General features: G+C 44.7%; 23 protein-coding genes, 1 tRNA gene, 2 rRNA genes and 1 pseudogene (1 of these 27 only partly in view). 17 read left to right on the plus strand and 10 right to left on the minus strand.

Features of this window, described 5'->3' with window-relative positions:
- From G3W54_RS18735 to G3W54_RS18745, 3 genes are all read left to right on the plus strand, one after another.
- Window positions 1-831: ribosomal RNA gene (locus tag G3W54_RS18735) — 23S ribosomal RNA — on the plus strand (it extends 1,966 nt beyond the left edge of the window).
- Window positions 832-1,081: 250 nt separating this feature from the next.
- Window positions 1,082-1,196: ribosomal RNA gene (gene rrf / locus G3W54_RS18740) — 5S ribosomal RNA — on the plus strand.
- 243 nt (window positions 1,197-1,439) lie between these two features.
- Window positions 1,440-1,516 (plus strand) — tRNA-Met (locus G3W54_RS18745).
- Window positions 1,517-1,898: 382 nt separating this feature from the next.
- Here the strand turns inward: G3W54_RS18745 and G3W54_RS18750 are convergent.
- A complete protein-coding gene (locus tag G3W54_RS18750) occupies window positions 1,899-2,936 on the minus strand; it encodes a LacI family DNA-binding transcriptional regulator (RefSeq protein WP_162654810.1) in 1,038 nt (345 codons plus the stop codon).
- 170 nt (window positions 2,937-3,106) lie between these two features.
- On the opposite strand from G3W54_RS18750, the gene G3W54_RS18755 reads away from it, so the two are divergent.
- From G3W54_RS18755 to G3W54_RS18795, 9 genes are read left to right on the plus strand one after another with little or no spacing between them, the layout of a single operon-like run.
- Complete coding sequence (locus tag G3W54_RS18755; RefSeq protein WP_162654811.1) at window positions 3,107-4,195, plus strand: sugar ABC transporter substrate-binding protein; 1,089 nt, start codon at window positions 3,107-3,109, stop codon at window positions 4,193-4,195.
- 51 nt (window positions 4,196-4,246) lie between these two features.
- A complete protein-coding gene (locus tag G3W54_RS18760) occupies window positions 4,247-5,776 on the plus strand; it encodes a sugar ABC transporter ATP-binding protein (protein ID WP_162654812.1) in 1,530 nt (509 codons plus the stop codon).
- The gene (locus tag G3W54_RS18765; protein WP_162654813.1) at window positions 5,769-6,734 is read left to right on the plus strand and encodes an ABC transporter permease; all 966 of its coding nucleotides are present in this window, start codon (window positions 5,769-5,771) and stop codon (window positions 6,732-6,734) included. Before G3W54_RS18760 ends, G3W54_RS18765 begins: the two co-directional genes overlap by 8 nt.
- Window positions 6,731-7,678 carry an ABC transporter permease gene (locus tag G3W54_RS18770; RefSeq protein WP_162654814.1) on the plus strand — a complete coding sequence of 316 codons (948 nt, stop codon included), beginning with the start codon at window positions 6,731-6,733 and terminating at the stop codon, window positions 7,676-7,678. The genes G3W54_RS18765 and G3W54_RS18770 overlap by 4 nt, the downstream gene beginning before the upstream one ends.
- Entirely contained in the window at window positions 7,671-8,633 is a 963-nt protein-coding gene (locus G3W54_RS18775; protein WP_162654815.1) for an SMP-30/gluconolactonase/LRE family protein, read from the plus strand. Before G3W54_RS18770 ends, G3W54_RS18775 begins: the two co-directional genes overlap by 8 nt.
- The gene (gene ltnD / locus G3W54_RS18780; protein WP_162654816.1) at window positions 8,626-9,531 is read left to right on the plus strand and encodes an L-threonate dehydrogenase; all 906 of its coding nucleotides are present in this window, start codon (window positions 8,626-8,628) and stop codon (window positions 9,529-9,531) included. Before G3W54_RS18775 ends, ltnD begins: the two co-directional genes overlap by 8 nt.
- Window positions 9,528-10,760 (plus strand): 3-oxo-tetronate kinase, encoded by a 1,233-nt coding sequence (gene otnK / locus G3W54_RS18785; RefSeq protein WP_162654817.1) that lies wholly within the window; start codon window positions 9,528-9,530, stop codon window positions 10,758-10,760. The genes ltnD and otnK overlap by 4 nt, the downstream gene beginning before the upstream one ends.
- A complete protein-coding gene (locus tag G3W54_RS18790) occupies window positions 10,757-11,404 on the plus strand; it encodes an aldolase (RefSeq protein ID WP_162654818.1) in 648 nt (215 codons plus the stop codon). The genes otnK and G3W54_RS18790 overlap by 4 nt, the downstream gene beginning before the upstream one ends.
- Window positions 11,401-12,150, plus strand: coding sequence for a TIM barrel protein (locus G3W54_RS18795; RefSeq protein ID WP_244627995.1), 750 nt, complete (start codon window positions 11,401-11,403; stop codon window positions 12,148-12,150). The genes G3W54_RS18790 and G3W54_RS18795 overlap by 4 nt, the downstream gene beginning before the upstream one ends.
- 289 nt (window positions 12,151-12,439) lie before the next feature.
- On the opposite strand, the pseudogene G3W54_RS18800 reads toward G3W54_RS18795, so the two are convergent.
- Both G3W54_RS18800 and G3W54_RS18805 read right to left on the minus strand, forming a co-directional pair.
- Window positions 12,440-13,224 (minus strand): annotated as a pseudogene (locus G3W54_RS18800) (transposase).
- Between the two features lie 99 nt (window positions 13,225-13,323).
- Window positions 13,324-14,451 (minus strand): ROK family transcriptional regulator, encoded by a 1,128-nt coding sequence (locus G3W54_RS18805; protein ID WP_162654819.1) that lies wholly within the window; start codon window positions 14,449-14,451, stop codon window positions 13,324-13,326.
- A gap of 280 nt (window positions 14,452-14,731) precedes the next feature.
- Between G3W54_RS18805 and G3W54_RS18810 the strand changes: the two genes are divergently transcribed.
- From G3W54_RS18810 to G3W54_RS18830, 5 genes are all read left to right on the plus strand, one after another.
- Window positions 14,732-15,799 (plus strand): ABC transporter ATP-binding protein, encoded by a 1,068-nt coding sequence (locus G3W54_RS18810; protein ID WP_162654820.1) that lies wholly within the window; start codon window positions 14,732-14,734, stop codon window positions 15,797-15,799.
- Window positions 15,796-16,650 carry an ABC transporter permease gene (locus G3W54_RS18815; RefSeq protein WP_162654821.1) on the plus strand — a complete coding sequence of 285 codons (855 nt, stop codon included), beginning with the start codon at window positions 15,796-15,798 and terminating at the stop codon, window positions 16,648-16,650. The genes G3W54_RS18810 and G3W54_RS18815 overlap by 4 nt, the downstream gene beginning before the upstream one ends.
- On the plus strand, window positions 16,647-17,474 hold the full coding sequence (locus G3W54_RS18820; RefSeq protein WP_162654822.1) for an ABC transporter permease subunit: 828 nt from the start codon (window positions 16,647-16,649) through the stop codon (window positions 17,472-17,474). The genes G3W54_RS18815 and G3W54_RS18820 overlap by 4 nt, the downstream gene beginning before the upstream one ends.
- 35 nt (window positions 17,475-17,509) lie before the next feature.
- Entirely contained in the window at window positions 17,510-18,610 is a 1,101-nt protein-coding gene (locus tag G3W54_RS18825) for an extracellular solute-binding protein (RefSeq protein ID WP_162654823.1), read from the plus strand.
- A gap of 77 nt (window positions 18,611-18,687) precedes the next feature.
- A complete protein-coding gene (locus G3W54_RS18830; protein ID WP_162654824.1) occupies window positions 18,688-19,440 on the plus strand; it encodes a glycerophosphodiester phosphodiesterase family protein in 753 nt (250 codons plus the stop codon).
- A 67-nt stretch (window positions 19,441-19,507) separates the two neighbouring features.
- On the opposite strand, the gene G3W54_RS18835 is transcribed toward G3W54_RS18830, so the two are convergent.
- The 7 genes from G3W54_RS18835 to G3W54_RS18865 form a co-directional block, all read right to left on the minus strand.
- Window positions 19,508-19,702 (minus strand): hypothetical protein, encoded by a 195-nt coding sequence (locus tag G3W54_RS18835; RefSeq protein ID WP_162654825.1) that lies wholly within the window; start codon window positions 19,700-19,702, stop codon window positions 19,508-19,510.
- 276 nt (window positions 19,703-19,978) lie between these two features.
- Window positions 19,979-21,274 (minus strand): 5-aminolevulinate synthase, encoded by a 1,296-nt coding sequence (gene hemA / locus G3W54_RS18840; protein ID WP_197742905.1) that lies wholly within the window; start codon window positions 21,272-21,274, stop codon window positions 19,979-19,981.
- A gap of 18 nt (window positions 21,275-21,292) precedes the next feature.
- A complete protein-coding gene (locus tag G3W54_RS18845) occupies window positions 21,293-22,222 on the minus strand; it encodes a hypothetical protein (protein ID WP_162654826.1) in 930 nt (309 codons plus the stop codon).
- A 2-nt stretch (window positions 22,223-22,224) separates the two neighbouring features.
- Complete coding sequence (locus tag G3W54_RS18850; RefSeq protein WP_162654827.1) at window positions 22,225-22,662, minus strand: cytochrome c-type biogenesis protein; 438 nt, start codon at window positions 22,660-22,662, stop codon at window positions 22,225-22,227.
- Window positions 22,659-23,219, minus strand: a complete 561-nt coding sequence (locus tag G3W54_RS18855; protein ID WP_162654828.1) for a DsbE family thiol:disulfide interchange protein — start codon at window positions 23,217-23,219, stop codon at window positions 22,659-22,661. The genes G3W54_RS18850 and G3W54_RS18855 overlap by 4 nt, the downstream gene beginning before the upstream one ends.
- On the minus strand, window positions 23,216-25,216 hold the full coding sequence (locus G3W54_RS18860) for a heme lyase CcmF/NrfE family subunit (protein ID WP_162654829.1): 2,001 nt from the start codon (window positions 25,214-25,216) through the stop codon (window positions 23,216-23,218). Before G3W54_RS18860 ends, G3W54_RS18855 begins: the two co-directional genes overlap by 4 nt.
- A complete protein-coding gene (locus tag G3W54_RS18865) occupies window positions 25,216-26,703 on the minus strand; it encodes a PLP-dependent aminotransferase family protein (RefSeq protein WP_162654830.1) in 1,488 nt (495 codons plus the stop codon). Before G3W54_RS18865 ends, G3W54_RS18860 begins: the two co-directional genes overlap by 1 nt.
- Window positions 26,704-26,830 lie beyond the last annotated feature (127 nt).

A 26,830-nucleotide genomic window follows, 5' to 3' on the forward strand; every position in this document is an offset into this window, starting at 1 on the left:
GGAAAGACCCCGTGCACCTTTACTATAGCTTCACACTGGCATTCGTGTCGGCACGTGTAGGATAGGTGGTAGGCTTTGAAACTTGGACGCCAGTTCAGGTGGAGCCATCCTTGAAATACCACCCTTATCGTCATGGATGTCTAACTGCGATCCGTTATCCGGATCCAGGACAGTGTGTGGTGGGTAGTTTGACTGGGGCGGTCGCCTCCTAAAGAGTAACGGAGGCGCGCGAAGGTAGGCTCAGACCGGTCGGAAATCGGTCGTTGAGTGCAATGGCATAAGCCTGCCTGACTGCGAGACTGACAAGTCGAGCAGAGACGAAAGTCGGTCATAGTGATCCGGTGGTCCCGTGTGGAAGGGCCATCGCTCAACGGATAAAAGGTACGCCGGGGATAACAGGCTGATGACCCCCAAGAGTCCATATCGACGGGGTTGTTTGGCACCTCGATGTCGGCTCATCGCATCCTGGGGCTGGAGCAGGTCCCAAGGGTTTGGCTGTTCGCCAATTAAAGCGGTACGTGAGCTGGGTTCAGAACGTCGTGAGACAGTTCGGTCCCTATCTGCCGTGGGCGTAGGAATATTGATGGGATCTGCCCCTAGTACGAGAGGACCGGGGTGGACGTATCTCTGGTGGACCTGTTGTTGCGCCAGCAGCATAGCAGGGTAGCTATATACGGAATAGATAACCGCTGAAGGCATCTAAGCGGGAAACTAACCCAAAGACGAGTATTCCCTGAGAGCCGTGGAAGACTACCACGTTGATAGGATGGGTGTGGAAGTGCTGTAAAGTGCGAAGCTTACCATTACTAATAGCTCGATTGGCTTGATTGTTCTCATTGCTTATGTTCATTTTGCAAAGCAAAATGTCTCTTTAGTGGTTTAAAACGTGCGAGAAGCTTGCGCTTCACGTGTGTTTTAAACTGATAAAGCAATAACATTAGCGTTTACGCCGAAACTCCTGAAATATCAGGATTACTAGTTTAACGTCGCACGTTGAGCCCATAGGGCGAAGCGCTCGACTTAAACCAACAAAAAAGGGATTTATCCCGCCAGCTTCTTATATAATCATTCCTTTTGCCGACCTGGTGGTCATGGCGAGGTGGCTGCACCCGTTCCCATTCCGAACACGGCCGTGAAACGCCTCAGCGCCGATGGTACTTCGTCTTAAGGCGCGGGAGAGTAGGTCGCTGCCAGGTCTGCAAAAGGAATGTTTAATCTTCTCACAATCAACAATACAAACTATTACCAAACCCAGAATATCATTGGATCCTACCAATAACTTCGCTTTGGGTGAGGTCGAAAATGCTTGTTTAACGTCCCACGTTACGCCCGTAAGGCAAACTGAAAGACTTAAACCAACTAGATTGCATCTCTCTCGTTATCTTTGCTACGCAAAGTTAACTGGCGAGGCAGCGTCAAAGCCTCTTCGAGGCCATTGTCGCGGGATGGAGCAGCCCGGTAGCTCGTCAGGCTCATAACCTGAAGGTCGTAGGTTCAAATCCTACTCCCGCAACCAACGCTTTTTATCAACGATAAAAAGTCATCATCTTAGCTAAGTAAACCGAACTTAGCGCGGCAGATCATTGGCAGAGCCAATGATCGAGAGCCTTCTTAAAAACTCCTATAAAATAGAGATACTACATAACCAGATGTAGAAATAAATCAACAGCACTCATAACTTGCCCAATTAGCCTCGCCCAATGGCGAGGTTTTTGTCATTGAGATGGATAACTAAACATGTCTAATACTACCTAATGACATCAGATAATGCGTAGTACGCTAAAGCAAAAATTTCAAAAAGCCAAACAAAAGTAGATATAGACTAAATCGTTGCTGTGGTCTCAAATGTGCCCATTGTAAACCTGTCGCCTAACAAATATCCGTTTGGGTTCAATCTATTAAGTTGTTTGGCCGATTATCAGTTCAGTATCGAATTTGTGTTGTAGTAATTCATTTTTATTGGATTGTTTGTTAGCTATCCAATTAGCGGCTTCGACGCCGATATCATATCGCGGAGTTTTGGTTGTTGTGATCTGCAAAGGAAGCGCTTCTAGAAAATTTAGACCGTTGAATCCAGCGAGCGCCACATCGTTGGGAACAGATAATCCGTTTGCAAGACAGTGCATTAACCCACCCGCTGCGAGGTCATCGTTTGAATAGTAAATTGACTCCGGTGCTTGTGTTTGTGCCAATATTTCAGCTGTCAGAGAGCGACCATCTTGCATGGATAAAGCTTTATCGGATATTCGAGTTTGAGTAATCGTTCCGCCATTATCTAGAATATATGTTTTGAATGAATTGAAACGTTTTTCAGCCCTGAAGTCAGTGCCATGCAATCCGGCAATATATCCAAATCGTCTATAGCCTTTTGAGAGAAGGTGGGCAGCCATATTCTCACCGGCCTCTTCTTGCGAAATCCCAAAACTACCTGAAAGAGTGGGGCCATCTACATCCATAATTTCTGCAGTTCGCACGCCAGTTTGTTTAATAATCCGTCGCAAACCATCTGTATGTTCCAGACCTGCTAATATAAGACCCTGCGGTCGCCAAGATAATAAATCATATACAATTTTTTCTTCTCGTTTCAATGAATATTCAGATACACCAAAAACAGGGCGTAAGTTATTTTTGTCGAGAGTATTACTGATTCCCGATAAAACTTCTGTAAAAACACGGTTTTGCAGAGTAGGAACAACCACCCCAACGAGTGGATTGTCATATTTAGCCATTCCACCCGCAAGACGGTTATGTACATATCCAATGCTTTTCGCGGCGTCTTCGACTCTAGACAGTACATCTGCTGAAATATAGCCAGACCCTCGCATAACACGTGAAACCGTCATCTGGCTGACGCCTGCGACTTTTGCAACATCGTGCATTGTTGGGGGGGTAGTGTGTTGATTTTTATTGTTTTTATCCAAGATTAGGCCGCTCATATTTTTGCATGTTTTGATAAAATTCTTATAGCACCTTGACATATGTTTGCACAAACATATATTTTGCTGCAAATATGTTAACGTAAACATATCTATTTGACTTCAATATGTTTGCGCTAACATTCTGAGGTTGACCAAAACACAAATGTTTAATCCACTGGGAGGATACCATGAAAAAAATACTACTCGCATCTACCGTGCTACTCGCTAGTTTTGCAGTAACTGCGCCGGCTTCAGCTGAAACCCACCGGGCGGAATGCTTCGCACCAGCGTTTGAGACATCAACAATTTCATATGATGCAAAAGAAGGTCCATATAAAATAGCTTTTGTGAATGGTTTCGCAGGTAATGATTGGCGCATTCAGGCCATCCAATCTGCCAAAGCATGGGCGAACCGCGCAGACAATAAAGACAAAATTGAAGAATTCACTGTCGTGTCTGTTGGTAATGATAGCGCAGCCCAAATTGCAGCGATCGACAACTTTATTGCTGCTGGTTACGACGCGATTACCTTTATTGCCGTAAATCCAACTGCATTTGAACCTGTGATCCGTCGTGCTCAACGTGCAGGCACAATTCTGGTGCCATTTGATAACGTTCTAGATACAGATAAAATCGTACAAGTGAACGAAAGTCAGTTGGCATTGGGCACGCTTAAAGCACAGTCAGTGATGGACGAACTTGGCGGCAAAGCAAGCAAAATTTTGATGGTCAATGGCTTGCCTGGCAATTCAACAGATCGCGATCGCCGCTTAGGTATGATGAGCGTCTTTGAAAAGGTTGATGGACTTGAAATTGTCGAAGTTGTTGGTAATTGGGACACAGGTACAAGCCAAAAAGTAGTCGCAGATGCACTTGCTACACACGGCACATTTGATGCAGTTGTTTCCCAGCACGGTTCTGCCGGTACGATTAATGCGATGCAAGCTGCTGGCCACCCAATTGTGCCGATGGGCGTAGATGGCGAAAATGGAGTTCGGATGTTGATGAGCGAGTTAAGTATTCCCGGTATTTCTGCAAGCCAAGCACCTGCCATGTCGGCAATCGCATTGGAAGCTGCTGTAGAACTCTTACAAGGCCAAGAGCTACCGCAAACAATTTTTCTTCCGATTCCGCAAGTTAAATCGGCTGATCTGAAATCTGGCGAAAACTACTTCCCTGACCTGCCAAAGTCTTTCAATACAGGTACAGGTTATGCGGAATGCTTTGCGCCATTCACTCCAGATGAGCTTCTTGCTCAAACACCCGATAATAACTAAGAACATTTGGAGGTCGACGATCACAAGGTCGTCGACCTATTTATTAAAGCCATGACCTCTGCACAACATTTTCTTGAGATGCGCGGTATCTCAAAGCATTTCGGCGCCACTAAAGCGCTTAATAATGTCAATTTTTCTTGTCGTTCCGGTGAAATTCACGCGGTATTGGGAGAAAATGGCGCAGGAAAATCCACGCTTATGAAACTCATATCGGGTATTTTTAAACCTACAGAAGGAGAAATCTTCCTTGAGGGTAAAAAAATTGATCTGAAATCGCCCAAAATGGCTCGTGAAACTGGCCTAGTGTGCATGTTTCAAGAACTATCTCTTGTTCCTGATTTAACTGTTCAAGAAAATCTTCTGCTAAGTGCACGTGGCAGTGGCCTTGGCTGGCTCAACTCTAATTCACTGACCGTAGCCCGTGAAGCATTGGATCAGATTGATGGAGAGAACATCCATTTCTCGACCCGTGTGGCAGATTTAACCTTGCCTGCTCGTCAACAAGTAGAAATTGCTAAAGCTATCATGATGCGCCCGCGGCTTTTAATCCTCGATGAAGCAACATCTGCGCTCAATTCAGGTGTGGTTAAAAAAGTTTTTAAACGTGTGCGCGAAGAACGTGATAATGGGACGAGTATCTTATTCATCTCTCATCGATTTCATGAAATCGAAGCTTTGGCAGATCGTATCTCAGTGTTTCGCAATGGCCAATGTGTTGAGACATTTTCACAAGGCCGACATAACTACGGTGAAATTATCGATATGATGGTGGGGCAAAAAATCGATGAACTGTTTCCACCGAAACCAGCACCGATTCAAGATGCACCAACGATGATGCAGATAAATGAGTTTAGCTGGGGTAATGAATTAAAATCCATTTCTTTAAATGTAAAGCAAGGGCAAATTGTTGGATTGGGCGGCCTCGACGGACAAGGACAAAACACATTGTTACTTGGCTTGTTTGGGTTGTTAAAACATACGAAAGGGAAGGTACTTGTTGCAGGCAAAAAAGTTGATATCAACAGTCCCAAAAATGCCAAACATCCTGATATAGGTCTCGCACTGATACCCGAAGACCGGAAAACTGAAGGACTTATACAAGATCAAACAATTGCGGAGAACCTCGAACTCGCTGCTCAGGGTATTGCAGAACTAGATGCAAGTGATCCGACATTGTATCAGGCTTCATTGGATCAGTTGGAGCTAAAACATGGTGGGCTTGATCAGCCAGTTTCCTCGCTTTCTGGCGGCAATCAGCAAAAAGTTGTTCTGGCGAAATGGTTGGCACTAAAACCTAAATGCCTACTTTTATCGGACCCTACGCGGGGTATAGATGTGAAAACAAAAACGCAGATATATGCAATTCTTCGTAAATTAGCCGATGAAGGAACAGCAATTATTCTACTCAGCACAGATTATGAAGAGCTCATTCATCTGTGTGATGAGACCCATATTTTCTATGAAGGAAATATTGTTGCCTCACTTAAGGGTTCTGAAATGACGGCACAGAATATTATCGCAGCATCGATGAACATTTCAACTCTTTCCACGGTGAACAAAATGGGGGAACAACATGCTTGATTATATGCGTAGTAATCGCAGAGAAATGATTGCAGCATTTGTGCTCATCGTTCTTCTGGCGACATATCTTGGAACCCACCCACGTGGCCCCTCAACCTATGTTATTACAATTTGGGCAAACCAAGCCACGATTTTGGGTCTTGCGGCAATTGCTCAGTTTTTTGCCGTTGTTGTTCGTGGAATAGATCTATCCGTGGGTGCGGTTATGGCGTTGACAAACACGCTTGCATCGCACCTTCTTGAAGGTTCCGCATTGGACATTTCATTCGGGATCATGGCCGTTCTTGCGGCAGGTGCTGCATGTGGTTTGCTCAACGGATTGTTGATTGTTTATGGGCGAATACAGCCAATTGTGGTTACCCTAGCAACGGCCTCGATTTTTGTCGGTTTAGCTTTATTATTGCGCCCAACACCTGGTGGGGCCATAAACTATGATTTGGCCGACGCTATAACTTTAGACGTGTTTGGAATACCAACCGCACTGATTATTACTGCCGTTCTGATTTTTGGGTTTTGGTTACCCTTCCGCCGAACCGGCCTCGGATTAGGGCTGTATGCGCTTGGTTCATCCGAGCAAGCAGCTTTCCAATCTGGGATTAATACAAAAACTGTCCGCATTTTAGCCTTTGTCCTTGCTGGATTATTTGGAGGACTTGCAGGCTTATTTTACAGCTTTGTAACCACAACAGGAGACGCAGGTATTGCAGCCAATTTCACATTAAACTCGATTGCTGCAGTTGTGCTTGGCGGCGTGCTGCTTAGGGGTGGTGTTGGTTCGTTAATTGGCGCGCTTGCAGGTGCATTTATTCTCAAGACAATTGCATCACTTATGTTCTTCTCCGGCATCCCTTCGCTAGCGCAACCGCTATTTGAGGGCATGATCTTAGCTGCCGCAATAGCCATTGGTGGAGCGGATGTTTTGCGTGTACGTAATCGTTTGGAGATCTTTGGAAGATGACAAAGGCAATTACACTAGACAGTCTCATGCCATATTTTGGCTGCATTGCATTGATCATGGTTGGAAGTCTATTTTTCCCGCAAATTTTGTCCGCAGATTACCTACTACAACAGCTTCAAATCGCTGCGTTCTTGGGTCTTCTTGCAACAGGTGCAACCATCGTTATTTTACTTGGACATATTGATTTATCGGTGCCTTGGGTTCTAACAGGTGCCGCAATTATCTCGACAGCCTTAGTCGGATCAGGCGACCCCATATTAAGCGCGATAGCTATACCTGCTGCTCTCCTGTTCGGTGCCTTTATCGGCATCATAAACGGTGTTGGAGTTGCCATATTGCGCATCCCATCTATGGTTTGGACATTGGCTGTAAATTCTATTTTACTCGGTTTAGCAGTGCTCAACACGGGTGGATTTAATCCTAAAGGTGAAGCAAGCCCCCTCATGGTCGGCATGGCTTCTGGCGACCTATTTAGTATTCCATTGGGTTTTCTCTTGTGGATGGCAATTGCAGCCTGTTTAGCCTTTTTCTTGTTGCACACACCTTTTGGTCGATACCTGCGTTCTATCGGATATAATGAAAAAGCAACGTTCCTATCTGGTGTCTCTACACCCTCGGTCATTTTCGTTGCCTTTGCCATTGCAGGTATGTGTTCTGCTCTTGGCGGAGTTTTGCTGGCCGGTTATGCAAATCAAGCGTACCAATCAATGGGCGACCCGTTTTTATTGCCCACCATTGCAGCTGTGGTTGTCGGTGGCACATCAATCTTGGGCGGCCGTGGTTCGTTATTTGGCACCATTGGTGGAGTACTTTTTATTACATTGTTAACGTCAATTTTATCAGTAATGCAGATCAGTGATGCATGGCGCAATATGATCTTTGGTTTTGTAATTTTGGCTATGCTTTTGTTCCAAACATTGCGAAAAGGGCTGCACAATGAGTAATATTCCTCGGTACATAGTTGTTGACCCGATATTTGAAACATTCATCGATACGTCCATTGTCCCAGAAGTAATAGCGGACGGGTGCGCATGGACTGAGGGTCCTGTGTGGTTTGAGAACGCACTCTATTTCAATGATATACCCAACAAGCGAATGATGCGCTGGACGGAAACTGACGGTGTGAGCACAACACTTGCTAACAATGAGTTTGCGAATGGCAATAGCCTTGATATTGACGGACATATTGTATCTTGCGAACACGGCGGGCGACGCGTTATCAGACGAAACAACCATGTTGATTTAACAAATGTGCAAGTTGTCGTTGAATCATATCTCGGTAAAAAACTAAACTCACCGAATGATCTTGTCGTAAAATCTGATGGGTCCATTTGGTTCACCGATCCGCCATATGGCATAAATTCGGATATTGAAGGGTATCCTGCCGATAGTGAAATTGGTGGATGTTATGTTTTTTGCGTGACACCTGCCGGTGATCTACGCGCGGTTGCTACCAATTTTGAAAAACCAAATGGCCTTGCATTTTCACCAGACGAAAAACGTCTCTATATAGCAGATTCAGGAGCCATAAAGGGCGCTAGTTTCCCAGGCATTGATTACGAATTACCACATCATATTCGAATGTATGATGTCGATAACTGTACCCTTAAAAATGATCGTATTTTTGCTGTAGTTGCTCCCGGTGTGCCGGATGGATTGCGCGTTGACCAAGGCGGCTTTGTCTGGACATCAGCCCTAGATGGTATCCATTGTCTATCCCCAGAAGGCGCGTTGATTGGTAAGATTTTACTGCCGTCGCAAACATCTAATATTTGTTTTGGTGGGCCTGATGGAAAAACAATGTTCATCACATCATCTGACAAAGTATATCGTGTACACAGTCAACGAAGAGATGCAGCACACGTCATAAAAGAAAAATTCGGAGACAGAAATGCTTGATCAACAGACAGTTGCCGTTTTTGGCTTGGGATCGATGGGTTACGGCATGGCGTCATCATGCTTAAATGCGGGATTTACAACATTCGGCATAGATATAACCGATAAACCGATGGAACAATTTCGCGCAGAGGGTGGCTCAACTGGAAATGTTCATGATCATCTATCGGAACTTGATGCTGTTCTTGTGGTTGTTTTAAATGCTGCGCAAACCGAGGCTGTTCTATTCGGTGAAAATGGTATTGCACCAAGCCTAAAGAAAGGCACTGTCGTTCTAGCATGTGCAACTGTGCCCCCAGAATTTGCAAAAAACATGGAAAACCGCTGCGCAAATCATGACGTTTTATATTTAGATGCTCCTATTTCAGGTGGGGCGGCAAAGGCTGCTAGTGGAGAACTGTCCATTATGGCATCAGGGTCGCCTTCAGCATTTACATCAGCAAAACCTGTGTTAGATGCGATCTCCGCAACTGTATTTGAATTGGGTGATGCTGCGGGCGCTGGCTCGGCCATGAAAGCGGTTAATCAGCTACTTGCGGGTGTGCACATTGCAACCATGGCAGAGGCTTTAACTTTTGGCATGACCCAAGGCGTCACGCCGGAAAAATTTGTTGATGTTATCTCTCAATGCGCTGGCACGAGTTGGATGCTTGAAAATCGTGCACCACATATTGCGAATGGTGACTACACTCCGCTTAGCCAGATTAATATTTGGCCAAAAGACCTCGGCATTGTTCTAGATGTTGCAAAATCGGCAGGGTTTAGCGCACCCATAACTTCGGCGGCATTACAACAATATATGGTCGCTGTCGGCATGGGATTAGGCAAAGAAGATGATGCTTCAATTGCAAAGGTTTATGCTCGAAATGTGGGCTTAAAATTACCTGGAGACAAAGCATGAAGCTTGGCTGCATTGGAGATGACTTTACAGGTTCAAGTGATCTAGCAAATACTCTGGCAAAAGGTGGTATGCGGACAGTTCAGTATTCTGGTATTCCAAATGTAAATGCACAAGATTGGGTTGAAGCAGGTGTGGTTTCACTCAAATCTCGCTCGATTGCGTCAGAAGATGCCGTTGCGCAATCTCTTGAAGCCCTTGAATGGTTGAAAGCGCAAGGTTGCACTCAATTTTTTTTCAAATATTGCTCTACATTTGATTCCACTAAAGATGGTAATATTGGCCCCGTCGCGGATGCAATTGCAGGTGCATTGGATGCGCATAAAGTCATCGTATGCCCAGCATTTCCTGGTGCAGGGCGATCAATTTATCAAGGTCATTTATTTGTAAATGACACATTGCTTAATGAATCTGGGATGCAAAATCATCCGCTCACACCAATGATCGATTCAGATGTTCGCCGTTGGCTTTCTTACCAAACAAAACATCAAGTGGGACATGTGAGTATTGCAGCTGTGCACAATGGGGCAGACGCAATTAAAAATGCACTGGACGCAGCACACAAAAACGGCCAACGTCTTGTTGTTGTTGACGCTATTGCTGATGCAGATCTAAATGCCATTGGTCAAGCCGCTGCTGATCTGCCGTTTATTACTGGCGGTTCTGGTGTTGCTTTAGGGCTTCCCGCCAACTTTGGATGCACCGCTGGCCAGACCAAATGGACAGGGCAAACTGGCAAGGCCGCCGCATTATCAGGTTCATGCTCGATTATGACACGACGGCAAATTGCAGCTCATAAAAAGGTTGCGCCCATATACGAGATTAATGCCGCTGATGTAATCAATAAAAACCTGAAGTTAGATGATGTAATAAAATGGATAATTGAGCAAGATGGTTTGCCTTTAGTATATAGCTCCGCTGACCCTGATGATGTCAAAGCTGTTCAAGCAAAATATGGCCTTAAACGCTCTTCAGAAGCTTTGGAATGTTTCTTTGCAGATTTGGCTTGTGGTTTGGTTGCCAATGGGGTTACGCGCATCATCACAGCAGGCGGTGAGACATCTGGCGCTGTTGTCGAGGCATTAAACATCTCGCAGTTGGAAATAGGCCCAGAGATTGCCGCAGGTGTTCCAGCTTTGCGCGCAAATTCTGATCTCGTTCTTGCGCTTAAGTCCGGAAATTTTGGGTCAGAAGATTTTTTTAACAAAGCCGACAAGGTCTTATCAAAATGACAGAAAACCAGCTTCGGGAAAAGATATGTATATTGGCGAAATCTCTTTTTGATAGAGGCTTTACACATGGTTCAACAGGTAATATATCCGCACGGTTGGATGATGGAGGGTTGCTTGTTAGCCCAACGGGTACGTCGTTCGGGCGCCTTGACCCGGGAAAACTGAGTACATTCGATGCGAGCGGCAGGCATATCGGTGGTGATAAACCAACAAAAGAAATGCCGTTACATTCTGCATTCTATGATACACGCAGCACCGCTGGTGCAGTTGTTCATCTGCATTCATGTCATTCTGTTGCTTTGTCACTGTTACCGGGTGCGAACGAAGACAATTTCCTGCCTCCATTGACACCTTATGGAATTATGAAACTTGGTAAGGTTAAATTACTTCCTTTTTTTCTACCCGGTGATCCGGCTATGGGTGAAGCCGTTCGCGGACTTGCAGGCAAACGATCTGCAGTCATGCTTGCAAATCACGGACCAGTTGTCGCTGGCAAAGATATCGAAGCTGCATGTACTGCGATTGAGGAATTAGAAGAGACCGCAAAACTTGCGATATTAACTCAAGGTCTTAATCCAAATAGACTTAGTCAAACTGATGTTCGAAATATAGTTGATGGCTTTAATGTGGAGTGGGATAGTTGATACAGTTTTCTGCAAATTTGGGCTTCCTTTGGACTGATAGAACTCTACCAGATGCAATAAGGGCCGCTAAATCTGCGGGATTCTCAGCCGTTGAATGTCATTGGCCCTATTATACGCAGCCAGAACTTGTACGCAAAGCGCTTGAGGAAACAGGCCTGCCAATGCTCGGCTTGAACACACATCGCGGCGAAGCGGGACAAAACGGTTTAACTGCTTTGCCGGACAGAGTAACGGATGCAAGAACAGCCATTGACCAGGCCGTTGAATATGCTGATCTCATTGACGCGCAAGCCATTCATGTCATGGCAGGCTTTGCAGACGGTGCAAGCGCTAAAACAACATTTGTGGCCAATTTACATTACGCAGCTGAAAAAACTGCGAGAACTATACTCATCGAACCTCTTAACCGACATGATGCACCAGATTATTTTCTTCAAACAACGGACCAAGCTTATGATATTATCGCAGAAGTGGCAGCGCCGAACTTAAAGCTGATGTTTGATTGCTATCATGTGGGCCGGACAGAAGGTGACATAACAACGAGGTTAGAAAACCTCCTTCCACACATTGGTCATATTCAATTTGCATCTGTGCCTGATCGCGGCACACCCGACCATGGTGAACTCAATTACCGTGAAATATTTGCTACTATAGAAAAACTTGAATGGAACAAACCTATCGGTGCCGAATACAAACAAACAGGACCGACCGATGATAGTCTGAACTGGATGAAAGACTTTTGCTAAATATAGAAGAATCAAAAAGAGTTAGCACTTTCCCGTTAATCTCCAAATATTTCTAATACACCTATTCTCACTTTGGAATAAGGCTTACCCCCTCATTCATATCAATTTAACGGCGACTTAGGTTCGAGACTGTGTGGAAACGTATTAGTTTTGTTGGTACTGGTTTGAATAGGCCGTTTGAGCTGTAATTTTTGGGATAGGCTATAGAAAAGCATATACTGGTTTTATTATGGTTCTCTATTGGTTTTTGACGCTTGTTCTGGCTGTTTTCGCAGATATGTGCCGAATATCACGCAGCTTTGATTGCAGCGGTCAGGTTTTGTAGGGCGATGATGTTGAGGACGCGTTTGAAGTCATAGGCAAGCACGTGCAGGCTTGTTTTTGTGGCGACATTCTTGCGAGTTCGGGTCAGAAAGTGGCTATGTCCCATCCACGTTTTAAGTGTTCCAAAAACATGCTCAACTGTTGACCGCCGAATGCGCATTGCATCTGGCATTTTCTCCAGCTTGTGTTCCACATCATCCAATATTGCCTCATGATCCCAACGTCTAATGCTAGCTTTGATATCATCCATCCGCCGCTGTAACTTGGCAGGCGTGAAGTTCTTGTCACGATTATTATCAGCTTTGAACTTTGAACCATCAATGGCAACAAGCTCACCGTTCTGAGCAGCATCCAGTAAACCTATCTGACGGCAAAGACATACAAATTGACTACAAACTTGGCCGATAGCTTTGCCACTATCACGGCGGAAATCAGCAATCGTTTTAAAATCAGGGATAAGACGACCTGTTAGCCAGATCAGTTCAATATTATGGCCTGCCTCACGCTCCAGCCTGCGACTTGAGTGGATACGGTTCAAATAGTCATAAACATAGATCTTCAACAAAACAGAAGGATGATATCCGGGTCGACCCGTATGAGCAGCACCTTTGAAACCCATTGCCGCTAGATCAAGGCCATCTAAAAAGCATCAACAGCGCGAACCGGATTATCTTCACCAATAAAATCTTCAAGATGATCAGGAAATAAAAAGCCTTGTTCTCGATCATCACCCTCAATGAAACGCTTCATCCAATACCTCTTATTAACGAAACAAATATATCACATTCACCCGTTTCCACACAGTCTCGGCCCAAAGCGGACATTGGAGGAATCGCATACTTAGTTTTACTAGAGTAGTATTTGCTGCTTGATGGGTAGTAGTGCTGCACCAAAAGAGGCTGCGTCACCATCGATATCTGACTTGATAAGTGAAGGCCGAGATGGTGAACGTACTGTTGGGTCATGATCGCCAAACGGATTGGATGATGCATTGATCAGCATATCGCGTAATGCTGGGGGGGCTTCTCCTCCAAACACAATAGCTGAGGGGTCGGTGATGGCGGATAGTGCCCGGATTGTTAAGTTCAAATGTGGCGTAACTTCATCCACCCATTCTCTTACGCCTGGCATGTTAGGATCAAATTTTTCTGCCAATTCCCGTATCGAATTGATGTTGATTCCGTGATTTTTCAGGCGGATCAATAATTCGCCGAGCGCGGGCCTGCTTGTCATCTGGTCGGGTGTTAGAATTGTACCCAATTCACCTGCATTCATGTGCGCGCCGGTTAACGGGCGACCATCTATGATGATGCCTCCACCAAAGCCATAATTGAAGGATAGATAGGAAAATGAAGCATGTGTTCGTCCTGCACCGACAAGCGTTTCTGCAATCGCGTTTGCATTAGCATTGTTTTCAACCCAAACATGATCGTGAAGATGACCTGTTAGCTCCGGCAGCAGCGGGATATTGGCCCATTCGGAAAGTTGAGAAGATGTGTGAAATTTGTCTGGAGCGCCAAGTCTATAACCTGTTATCGCAAAACCTACGCCGACAATTTTATTCGTCGGCACACTGTGTTCTTCGGCCAATCGTTCCATACTCGATTTTATACTCTTTATAACAATGTCACGATTGTTCAGGTTTGTCGGTTCGACGTAAGTGTCAATAATCTGGGTGCAAGACAAGTTAACCAAGGAGAGTTGAATGGTATCCGTGTTGAGCGAAACTCCGAAGGCAAATGCGGCATCATCAATCAGAGTAAGAGTTAGGCTGGGCTGACCAGGGCCGCTTTTTGTCTCCCTATCTGCTTTCAATAGGTTTTTTGAAATTAATGAATCTACAATGCGATGAACTGATTGTTGCGTGAGTCCCGTGTGTTTTGTAAGGATCGAGCGAGAAATCTCAGGATTTCTGTGTACGATATCTAACACCAATCGTTCGTTTTCTGTGGCAATTCTTCCTTGCCGATCACGCATACTCATTTCAAATTCTATCTCACCAATACGTGTTACTTAACTGAAGAAACATATTTCTACACTTAAAGTTATGAAATTAATAGCCGTAGTGTTTTTGCCAAAGTTAAGGCAGTTGATGCCTGTAAGACCGCATGTAATTTTTGGTTTTTTGTAAATAACTTGACTATCACTTTGAATTACACATAAAGTGTCATATTAATTACACATTAAGTGTATAATTAAACTTCACACGGTAAAAAAATCACGACAAATGTGAAATTAGTGAAGTTGGGAGGACAGTTTGGCAAATATTGCTTTGAAGAATGTGACAAAGACATTCGGGGAATTTACAGCCGTGGATAATATCTCCGCAGAAATATCTGACGGTGAATTTGTTACATTATTAGGCCCATCTGGTTGTGGAAAAACTACACTTTTAAACTTGATGTCGGGTTTTTTAACTCCTGATGGAGGGGCCATTCAAATCGGCGGAGCGGATGTCACAAATGCTCCACCTGAACAACGCGACACAGCGATGTGTTTTCAGTCTTATGCTTTATTTCCCCATCTATCTGTGAAGGAAAATATAGCCTTTGGATTACGTCAACAAAAGCTGCCCAGAAAAGAGATAGATGAGCGTGTAGCCGAGCTTGGCAGGCAGTTGGGATTGCAAGCTCAGTTTGCAAAGCTTCCAAACCAGCTATCAGGTGGTCAGCAGCAGCGTGTTGCTCTTGGGCGCTCATTGGCTGTACGACCAAGTGTGATTTTATTTGATGAGCCGCTTTCCAACTTGGATGCAAAATTACGGGAAAGCGTACGTTTTGAAATTCGAAAAATACAAGCGGAAGCTAAGTTAACAGCGATTTATGTCACACATGACCAATCCGAAGCGCTGGCAATGTCGGACCGAATATTTGTGATGAATGCGGGGCGTGTTGAACAATCTGGTTCCCCAAGGGAAATCTACAACACACCAGTAACCAGATTTGTCGCTGACTTCATAGGTGCCGCCAACATTCTCGAGGGTGAAGTTATTGGAGCATCTGATAATGGCTCGTGGATTTTTGATACCCAAATTGGTCAGCTGGCAGTTGAATGCAAGAAAAAGCCCGAGGCAAAAAAACATTACCTGTGTTGGCGACCCGAGGATGCCGTAGTTGATGCAAAACCGGGCAAGGGTGCTAACAGCAATTATCTTGAGGCCGATGTTTCAACGATCGCGTATCAGGGCGGGTTCACGGATGTGTTCGTTCATATAAATGATCTTGCGCAACGAATTCACGCCAGTGGAACATTTGAAATCTCCGATCAGAAGGCGAAATTCCAAATTCCACAAGATAAGATACGAATTCTGGAGCCGGTTTCATGAAAATGAAAGATTGGCTCAAAGTTGTGTTGCTTCTGCTGCCGGGTGTTGGCCTGATCGTTTTCTTTATGGGCACTGTCGCCTACATTGCTTTTGCACAATCTTTCGGCCTTTACAATTTGTCTGGTGTTAGTGAGTTCTCAACTTCCTTTTGGGAGGCGATGGTCAGCAAAAAAGCCTATATGCGTTCCGTACGTTTCTCTCTCTACGTCGCAACGATTAGTGCGCTACTTTCTGTGGCCATCGCCTACCCAATCGCTCTTTGGTTACGAAAACCATTCAGGGGTTCAATCGCTGTGGGTGCTTTGTTAAAGGCACCGTTGCTGGTTCACGGCTTGGTTGCAGCCTTTTTGTTTATTAATATCATCGCCTATCACGGTCTGTTAAACCAAACGATGATTGGTCTTGGCATTTGGGATGAGCCAAGACGTCTTCAAAACGATAGGAATGCGATCGGTGTCATTATTCTCCAAACATGGAAGAATATGCCATTTGCGTTATTGCTACTCACAGGTGCTGTTCAGAGTATCAGCGACGATGTTCTTAATGCTGGAAGAGACCTCGGCGCAGGTGCCTTTGATCGATTTAGGAAAATCATTGCTCCGCTGACGGTATCTGCAATGCAAGCGGCACTTGTCATCATTTTTATTGGTGCTCTTTCCGATTTCTCATTCCAGACAATCGCGGGTCCGACGAACCGTCAATCCATGGCTCAATATATGACTTATTTTAGTGATCTTGGCCGCTGGAACGAGGCTGGTGTTGTGGGTGTTACTCTGATGATCGTTTCATTCGTTGGCGCGATAACGCTTACGCTCGCTGCGCGGTTTATTTTCGGAGGCAGACGGTCATGAACATGTCTCGACTTAATAAAATTCTTATGTTCAGTTTAATAACGGTTTGCGCACTGTGGTTAGTTATACCGTTCACGATGGCCATCCTCTGGTCGTTGGTCGACCCCGCCGAACCATGGACAGTAGATAAACTTATTCCACCGCAAATGTCATTCTATCGATGGACATATATGTGGGAAAATTCGTCGTTAAAACAGGCACTTTTCAACTCATATGCACTGGCACCAACGGCGGCAATAGCTACCTTATTACTGTCACTTCCAACGTCATACGCACTGGGTCGATTAAAGTTTCCAGGTCGTGAATCGGTTAAGATTATCGCTCTCTTACCTCTGGTCATTCCGCCCTTCGTGACATCAATTTTCTTCTCATCCATTTTGTTTCAACTTGGCCTTACACACTCTCGGTTCTCCGCAATCGTCCTGGCACACACTGTCGTATTCATGCCTTATGCCATACGCATTATGACAGTCTCTTTTGAACAGGTTAGACAAGATCATATCAATGCAGCCAGGGATCTTGGCGCACCCCTATTGCAGAGATGGAAGGTTGCCTACTTACCTGCACTTAAACCAGGCATTATGGCTGCTTTATTGATTGTCTTTATTCAATCAATCGAAGAGTTCGCGATCGCGTTTATCATTGGTTCGCCAAATCTGGTTACAATTCCAACACTTCTATATGCATCCTTGGGGCAGGATTTTGTCCGCCCAAATGCCGCTGTGTTGTCACTCATTCTCGTTGTCCCAAATGTAATTCTCATGCTCTTTTTGGAAAGGCTTCTCAAGTCGGCCAATCCAACTATGAGTTCGGGAAAAGGATAGCGTGAATAATTCAAACAAACTGAGGATATTTTGTCATGAATAAGTTTCTTACTAGCATAGCGGCGATTGCCGTATCAACAACTGGAGCTTTTGCCTCGGACCTTTCTTCTATGTCTTGGGATGAGATCGTGGCCCAAGCGAAAGAAGAAGGTTCTGTAACTTTCACTAACTGGTATCTTCAAGATGCCATGCGTGATGCGATGAAGCCATTTGAGGAGAAGTACGGCATCAAGGTTACTATTCCTGAAGGTAAAATGACAGCAAACAGAGATAAACTGTTAGCTGAAGCCAACCGTGAAAAAGGTGACTTTGATGTTTTCGCGTTTGGATTTAACGATTTTGAGGTATTGGATAAGGAAAGTCTATTTTTGACTTTAGATGCCTTGCCAAAAGATGATGGCCGCAAAACTAAGTTGGCTGGAATAGATGGCGGAAAATTTGTCGTCGCATATTGGGGTAACCAAACAGGTATTTCTTATGACCCTGCAAAGGTAGCAGAAGCCGATTTGCCACAAACTCCAGCCGAATTTGAAGCATTTTGGACAGCTAACCCCGGCAAATTTGGCTTCAACTATGAAAAAGGTGGCTCCGGCCCATCGTTTTTCCATAATGTACTTCGCGTCGTCGGCGATGTCGATCTTTCTAATGGTGATGATAGCGCAGAACGTGTTGCAGAACTTCAAGCGGGAATTGACTTCTTTAATAAGAATGCTGAAAACTATGTCATTACCGCATCAAATGCAGACTCAATAACACGGGTGAGTGACGGTGAACTCTGGATGGCGCCGGGTTGGGAAGACCATGTTGCCGGTTTGCAAAAGCGTGGCGAAATACGCAAGGACATCAAATTCTATGTGCCTTCTTTCGGTATGAATGGTGGCGGTAACGGTGTTGCAATTCCAAAAAATTCACCACACCCTGCCGCGGCTCTTGTATTCATCAATTGGCTAACGTCAGCTGAAACACAAACAAGCTTCAATGCAAACTTTGGCACAGCGCCAATGCATGCAAATGCGGATGATTCAAATGCACTTGTTCCGAATGATCAACGTGCATACACCCAGCCATGGGGTGCACAACCGCTCTTTGACAAAATAAACGAAACATTCATCGAGAATGTAATTCAAGAGCGCTAAATCTTCTCCCAAGTGCTTGTCTGGTTCGGGTCGAATGGCCCGAACCAGGATTCCAATTTATTGAAAGAAAGAAAACTATGTCAGAAGTTCGGCCTATTATTGATTCAAAATTAATTCTTCATAGAGGTGCATCGGCGTACGCGCCCGAAAACACATTGGAAGCGCTGCGTTTGGCGGCTGAGATGGGTGCAAAATGGATCGAAACTGACGTTCGCGTGTCGAACGATAATGAATTGGTGATGATCCATGATGAAGAGGTTGATCGCACGACCGATGGCAGCGGGTTTGTCGCACAAATGACCTTGGATGAAATCAAGTCTCTAGATGCTGGTGGCTGGTTTTCGGGAAAGTACAAAGGTGTTAAAATCCCGAGCCTTAAAGAATACCTTGAAACGTGCCTCAAGCTCGATCTTGGTTTGGTTCTCGAGCTTAAAGTGACACACGGATGGGAAGAGAGATTAGGCAATCAAGTTGCCAAAGCAATCAGGCAGATTTGGACTGGCAAACCTGAAAAACTTGTCCTTTCAAGTTTTTCAGAACGGGTGCTAAAAATCGTGGAGGAGCAAATTCCGGAATTTCCCCGCTGTCTTGCAGTGACAGCGGTGCCTGATGATGTTGAGCAACGCCTTAAGGAAATAAATGGCAAGATGATTCACTTACAACATAGTTTTGCCAATGATGAAGGATTATCAAACTTAAAAAATGCAGGCTGTGAGTTCGCGTTTGCAACGGTAAATGATCCAACACGTGCAAGGCTTCTACTCTCTCAAGGAGCATCAAGCATTATGACCGACAGGCCCGACATCTTCACAGCTTCTAATGTTGCATAATGAGTGAATTTTCTGAACGGTTGGAGTTTATAACGGAGTTATCTGAATGCGCCCAACAAGGGAGGGCTCAGGCTGATCGAAACATAAACTGCTTGCACTGCGTTGTCTTTGCCATTGAATGGGCTTCCATTAAAGCACCATCTAAGTCATCCGCAATAAAGCCTCTAAGATCGTAAAGCTCGACATGTTGGTTGTCTTCTTCATTGGTCAAGTGATTGGCAAGCTGTCGTGCGCCACCACGTTGCGAGGCTTTTAAAATCATTGCAACTGATACAGCTTATGGAAATGGCTCAGTATATAAATTGACGCTGCTAACAAGGGATGTAAAAATCATGTGGTCTAGGGGAGAAAAATCTGGATGTATCTTTGTACTATCAAGCCTGTCGCTCACAGAAGTATTATTCCTGACCGAAATTAGATGCATAGAAACCTTTCTTATACATTTCAATATTGATGGCAACCTCGGCTCTGTTTCACGTTTACGCCCGTTTATTTAGAATTTGTATAGACCTTCAACGTAATGCCGCTTTTGAAATTGTCACCCAGCTTGATCCTTGCAATTATTCCTCTCAAAGGGGAGTTGAAATTTTGTCCATACTGTGTGGAGTGCTTCGACAAATTTATCTATCATGACAGGAGTATGGTTTGGTGATAGCGTTACTCGTAAACGTTCGGTGCCCTTAGCAACTGTTGGGTAGTTAATTGGCTGAACATAAATATCAAAATTGCTAAGAAGTTCATCTGCGACTGCTTTGCACAGGCGCGGATCAGCAATCATTATCGGTGTTATATGGCTTTCCGACGGAAGAAACGGTATTCTTGCCAAAGTTAATCGTTTTTTCAGGTATGCAACAGCGCTGTGCATGGCTTCACGCTCGTATGAGCTTTGCCGTAAATGTGCAATTGAAGCGCGCGCGCCAGCGGCAATGGATGGTGGCATGGTACTTGTAAAAATAAATCCACTGGCATGACTGCGAATTGCATCAATAAGTGCCGACGAAGACGCAATATAACCACCAACTACACCGTAAGCCTTGGCAAGCGTTCCTTGAATGATGTCGATTTCATTGTTCAACCCTTCCCGTTCGGCTACACCCGCACCTGTAGGACCATACATGCCGACAGCATGGACCTCATCAAGATACGTCATCGCATTGTAACGCTTGGCAAGTTCAATAATTTTTGCGATCGGACCAATATCTCCATCCATGGAGTAAACTGATTCGAATGCAATTACCTTGCAACGCGACTTGGGCTGCTCCTTAAGTAGGTCCTCCAAATGATCAATGTCATTGTGTTTGAATATCTTCTTTTCTGATTTGCTGGCTGAAATACCCTGTATCATTGAAGCATGATTTTGATCATCAGACAGTATCAGGCAATCGGGCAATAATCGTCCAAGAGTAGATAATGTGGCTTGATTTGCGAGATAACCGCAACCGAAAACAAGCGCTTTTGGTTTTTCATGAAGTATGGAAAGCTCATGTTCCAATGCAATAATATCTCCATGATTACCCGAGATATTCCGCGTTCCACCAGAGCCAGCACCATGCAGGTCGATTGCTTCCTTCATCGCCTTTCTAACATTTGGATGCTGTCCCATTCCTAAATAATCGTTGGAACACCAAATAGAAATTTCCTTTGGTTCACCGTGAATAATTGCTTCTGAGTACGGGAAATGCCCAACTTGCCTATTATGCTCCTGAAAATGCCTGTAGCGCCCCTCTGCAATCAGTTCGTTCGTAGAACTCATCATATGGTCATCATAAATCGTGCCATTATTCTGGGCATGTACTTTTTGTAAATGGGGACGACTAGATAGATCGGATCTCATAATACCAGTTTCCGTTGGTCAGTTTTGCGCATAAGAAGATTCTAAAATTTTCTGAATTTGCGGTTGAATAGGATGGTCATCTGCAATGACCTGGCTAAGTTTTTGTAATTCTTCAACAGCTTCATTATTACGATTAAGTCTATGCAGGAGAAGGCCTTTATACCAAAGAGCTTCTAAAGTATCTGGGGCATGTTTCAGGACTGCTTCTGTATGATTGAGTAAAACTGAATTATCTCTGGTGCCATGATCAATCGCTACGCGCAAAAAATCCAAACGAAACTCCATATCGGTTGGAAATGCTTCTGTCGCTTCTTCTAATAAATTGGGAATGTCTTCGTTGCGTCCAAGCACACGATAGCTTCTTAACAGCATAACATAATCCTGTCGGCTCCCGTCTCCGCCCTTTATGCGGCCTTCAAGCCGCCCAACCATCTTGGTGACATCCGGTTGCCCGTTCTCGTCCAGGAGCGCGTTAAATGGAGATGGCATTTCTGCGTCTTCTGCAATTGGAATACGCCCATCATCATGGGGTGAAATATCTAAGTTAATATCACTCAATGACGCGTACTGACTAACTCCAACTGCAAGAGGTGTACAAATGATTACAAGCCCAAGAATTGATAGCTTTAACCATCTATTTGTTGAACCAAAACGGTATGGTAAATGGCTAAATCGATGGTTTCGGGCATTCTCTAGCGCATGTTCTGCATCTTTATATAGAATATTACTTACTGATTTGTGCTCTTCACTATCAATTCGCCCTTCTTGGAAAGCGTGGTCATTCTCTCTTATTAAATTAAGTAAACGATTTTTTTCATGCACCCATCTAGCGCTCGGATCTAATACTTCTAACCCAACACCAAGGTCTCTATGTTTAGTTCGCAAGAACGGCATAGATAAGAGAAACAGTAGACTAGATAGTAATAGGAAAATTAGAATCCAAATCATGTTTAAACCTCCATCTCATCTAGGCGTTGCTCGTCAAGCACATCTTTTTGACTAGGAGGATCGCGATGCATTGCTTTAATCAATCGGTAAGCAATGAAAATGAACAAAAAGCCAAACCCAAACGGAAGAACCCACAGGAATAGACTGGGGCCATTTGTAGCCGGCTCTAGCAAAACATAGTCTCCATAACGGTCACGAAAAAACAGGATGATGGCATCATCAGTTGCCCCAGCTTCAATTTGTTCGCGCAGAAGAAACAACATTTCCTGTGCTATTGAGGCCTGGCTGTCCAGTATGTTCTCACTTTGACATACAGGGCACCGGAGAATTGAAGCGAGCTCACGTACTCGAGGCTCATTCTTATTTTCTGTCACGAGTTGTTGGCCACCTGCATGAACAGTCAGCAAGATACCTAACAAAATTGCTATTATGACTCTCATGGTTTTACCCCAATTTTGGGTAAAATTTCTTGCAGAACTCGCCTATTCAAAGGTCCAGTGTGACGCCATTGAACTATACCATCTTCATCTACAAAAAATGTTTCCGGCATGCCATATACGCCAAAATCTATACTTGTGCGGCCACGCGGATCGATGCCAGACGAATAGGGAAGTTGACCCTGAGTGCTAAGAAATTGTAGCGCGTTATTATTGGTGTCACGCGAGTTTACGCCAACCATGACGAATTCTTTCGTGTTATTTGCCTTACTACCAAGCCAGATAAGTTCATCATGTTCCTGCCTGCAGCTTGTGCACCACGAGGCCCAGAAGTTGATAATAAAGGGCTTACCAAGATAGTCTTCAGTTTTCACTAGACCTGTTTTTGTGAGCATCGGAAGTGAAAAGCCTGGAACCTCACGACCGATGAGAGCCGATGGCAAATAAGAAGGGTCCCGTGTCAAACCAACAGCAAATAGAACCAGCAAACTTACTGCAGAACCAGCGAGAACTACACGCCAATTTAGGATATATGATTGCTTTCTGGTTGCGCAGGTCATTCAGCTGGCACCTCAACACTTTTGGGTAAGTGTACATTAGGCTTACGAAAGGCGACTGATTGTGTGAGTGATAGCATGCTACCCGCAAGCACGATCATCCAACCGAGCCAAATCCATATAATTAACGGGTTCCAAAATATTCGCGCTGTTATTCCTCCGCTTTCAGATTCATTGCCCATGACCATGTATAAATCCCCGCTGAAGAAACTATGTATCGCGATCTCCGTTGTTGTCATATTTCGAATTTTATAAAATCGCTTCTGGGGCTGCATCACAAAAAGCAAGTTCCCGTTTTGCGAGACACTGAATTCTGCTACGCGGCCTTGAAAATTTTCGCCGTCCGTATCCGCCAGATTTCGCAGAGTCACCGTGAAATCTGAAATTTCAGTACTTTGTCCGATGTTTAAGAAAACTGTTTTTGTAGACTGGAAAAGACCGGAACCAATCATACCAGCTGCAATTAGCACGATACCAAAATGAACAATCAGGCTTCCCATTCGTCGCCGGCTATTCGTCAGTGTTTCATAAATAGAAAGCCACAAGCTAATGCTCTTCAGGCGTTTTCGTGTTGAAACAGCGATTGATATATCTCTGACAATGCAGGCTGCAGCGAAACCAACAGCAAAAGTTGCGAGAACTGTAATAGTGCGTGCAGCGGGCAAAAACATGCATGCAATAGCTAAGATAGAACCAAAAATTAGTTGCTTATATGATATGCGCCATAACCTTTTAAGTGTCATACCACGCCAAGGAATGGATGGCCCGAGCGCCATCAAAAACATAAGCGCGACCATGACTGGCAAAATAACTATGTTGTAATATGGTGCGCCAACGGATACTTTCTGGTCAGAGACAACCTCAAGGAAAAGCGGATAAATTGTACCGATAAATACGCATGTTGCTGTGAGTAACAGCAAGATACTATTGATCAGAATTCCGCTCTCGCGCGAAATTAGTTTTTCGACAATTGCTTCACTTTCAAGGAGCTGACTGCGCCAAATAATAAGGCCATAGCTGACGACCATGGCGACTGCCAAGAAGATCAACATGTAAGTGCCGCGTCCAGGGTCCACTGCGAACGAGTGCACAGACGTTAAAACACCTGAACGAACCAGAAAAGTTCCAAGTAATGTTAAAAGAAATGTTGTGGTAACAAGGAATACGTTCCAAGTTCGAAACATATGCCGTTTCTCTTGAACCATCATGGAATGCACAAGGGCTGTTGCAGTCAGCCATGGCATAAGGGAAGCATTTTCTACTGGGTCCCATGCCCAATAGCCTCCCCATCCCAATTCGTAGTAGGCCCAATAACCACCAAAAATAATCCCGGAGGTAAGGGCTGCCCAAGAAAACAAAACCCAACGGCGGACTGCCACGACCCACTCTATTCCGCTATACCCGCGGATCAAAGCGGCAATGGCAAATGCAAATGGAACTGTAAAACCAACATAGCCCAGATAAAGTACAGGTGGATGAAACGCTAAACCGGGGTCCTGCAAGAGTGGGTTCAAGTCCTGACCATTTAATGGGGTAGGAGTGAGCGTGAGGAATGGATTTGAAAGAAAAATAATGAAAATTAAAAACCCAATTTGAACCGCACTAAATGTTGCAATAATCAAAGGCATAGAGAGTGGGAAATTTCTCCAATGAACACAGATCGCACTGAAAGAAAATACCGCCAAATACAACGCCCAGAGAAGTAGGGAACCTTCATGCGCGCTCCAAAGTGCAGAAACTTTGTAGAGCATAGGCAGGTTCAAATTGCTATTTTGTGCAACATAGGCTGCTGAGAAATCATTTGTGATAAATGCTCGAAAGAGAACCAAAACTCCAAACAACACCAATGCAGTATGAATACCCATGGCATTTCTTGCGGAAATCAGCGCAGAAAGATTTCGAGTGCGCTCTGCAACAGTTGCTACGATAAAAGCATAGATTGACAATATCAGCGCTAAAGATACAGCAAGTTGGCCAAGTTTTAGATAACTGATGTCCATCACTTTTCCAGCCCTCTCAAACAGTCATCAATTCCTGATATGGAGCTTTCTATCTTGGCTTCGCTTATCGCGGCATACCCCATAACAACAGTTTGTGAAAATGACTTGTTTTGCTTGGATATCCAGGCCCCGCCGGTCTCGGGTCTATATATGCCAATGCCATTTAGTAATGCGGACTTCTCCAACAAAGAAGGACTGCCGTATTTAGCTGGTAAAGACCATGATATATGTATACCGGCTGTTTCGCCAACGATCTGACAATCGCCAAATAGGTTATGAAGACCAGAAACAAGGCAATCACGACGCTTCATATAAGCTGTTCGTATTCGCCTGAGATGACGGCGGTAGCCGCCGCTATGGATGAACTCAGCCATTGCAGCCTGTTTCATCCAGCCAGTACCATTGCTAATAAGCTGTTTCCAATCCCGTAGTGGATGCATGATCTTTGGATTGGCTATTAAGTAGCCTAACCGGAGTGCAGGACCGAAAGATTTAGAAAAGGTGCCGAGATAGATAACACGCCCTGTTTGATCCAGCCCCCTCAACGAGGTCAGAGGCGCTCCATCGTAACGAAATTCTCCGTCATAATCATCTTCTACAATATAGCTCCCGGTCTTTCTTGCCCATTCTAACAAGAGAAATCTTCGCTCAAGGGAAAGCGTTGAACCAATTGGATATTGGTGAGATGGCGTTACATAGACAATCCATTTACCTGTTTTGGGCAACTCATCGATTTTGATGCCTTGATTATCGACTTGCACTCCTTTGCTTGCGTAGCCCATCGCAGTAAACAGAGCCAGCGCTCCAAGGTAACATGGGTCTTCGTGCAAAAACCCATATCCTTTGTCTTTGAAGGCCATTGCAAGCAATGTCAGACCATCCTGCGTACCACTTGTAATCAATACGTTATCAAAATTGGTGGATATACCACGAGATGGGCCTACATGATCTGATACCGCGGCGCGCAATGTCTCCAGTCCCTCAGGGCCTCCATAAACCGACATAGAATCGGTTTGATGTCGCAGTTTGGTTTCAACAATTTTACGCCATTCACTCTTCGGAAATAGTTTTGACTCCGTCCTGCCAATCCAGAAATCAGCCTTGAGCCGCCGACCGTCCGCCCTTTCATGCTTATGAACCAGAAGGCGATCTATCGGACTAGTTTCATCATCATTCTCGCTGGCAAGAACCCTCTCACCTCCGACGGTGTTTCCTCTTTGTGAGCTCATGGCAGCTTCAGGCAGTATTGAGCTTACAAAAGTTCCGACATTGGCTTGAGTTTCAATATACCCTTCCGCATATAATCTTTCATAGGCTAACACGACAGTATTTCGCGAAACTCCAAGCTGCTCGCTAAGTACTCTCGTTCCAGGTACAGCATCACCGCTTCGCAATCTGCCCTCAAGAATCATCGCGCGAAGCTCTTGAAAGACTTGCGTTTGAAGTGTTCGTTTATCATCCGGATTTAGTGCTAAAACAACTGGCATCTTTTCCCCCCCGGATCTACTATAACTTAACATGCGACAATATGCATGGTGCCGGCTCCTCTCTTATTGTTGAGTCCGGCTCTAGTATTTGTATTTCGAAATAAGGAATCTACACGCATCAAACCAA

Origin of the sequence: Lentilitoribacter sp. Alg239-R112, from assembly GCF_900537175.1 — a bacterium.
Lineage (GTDB): Bacteria > Pseudomonadota > Alphaproteobacteria > Rhizobiales > Rhizobiaceae > Lentilitoribacter.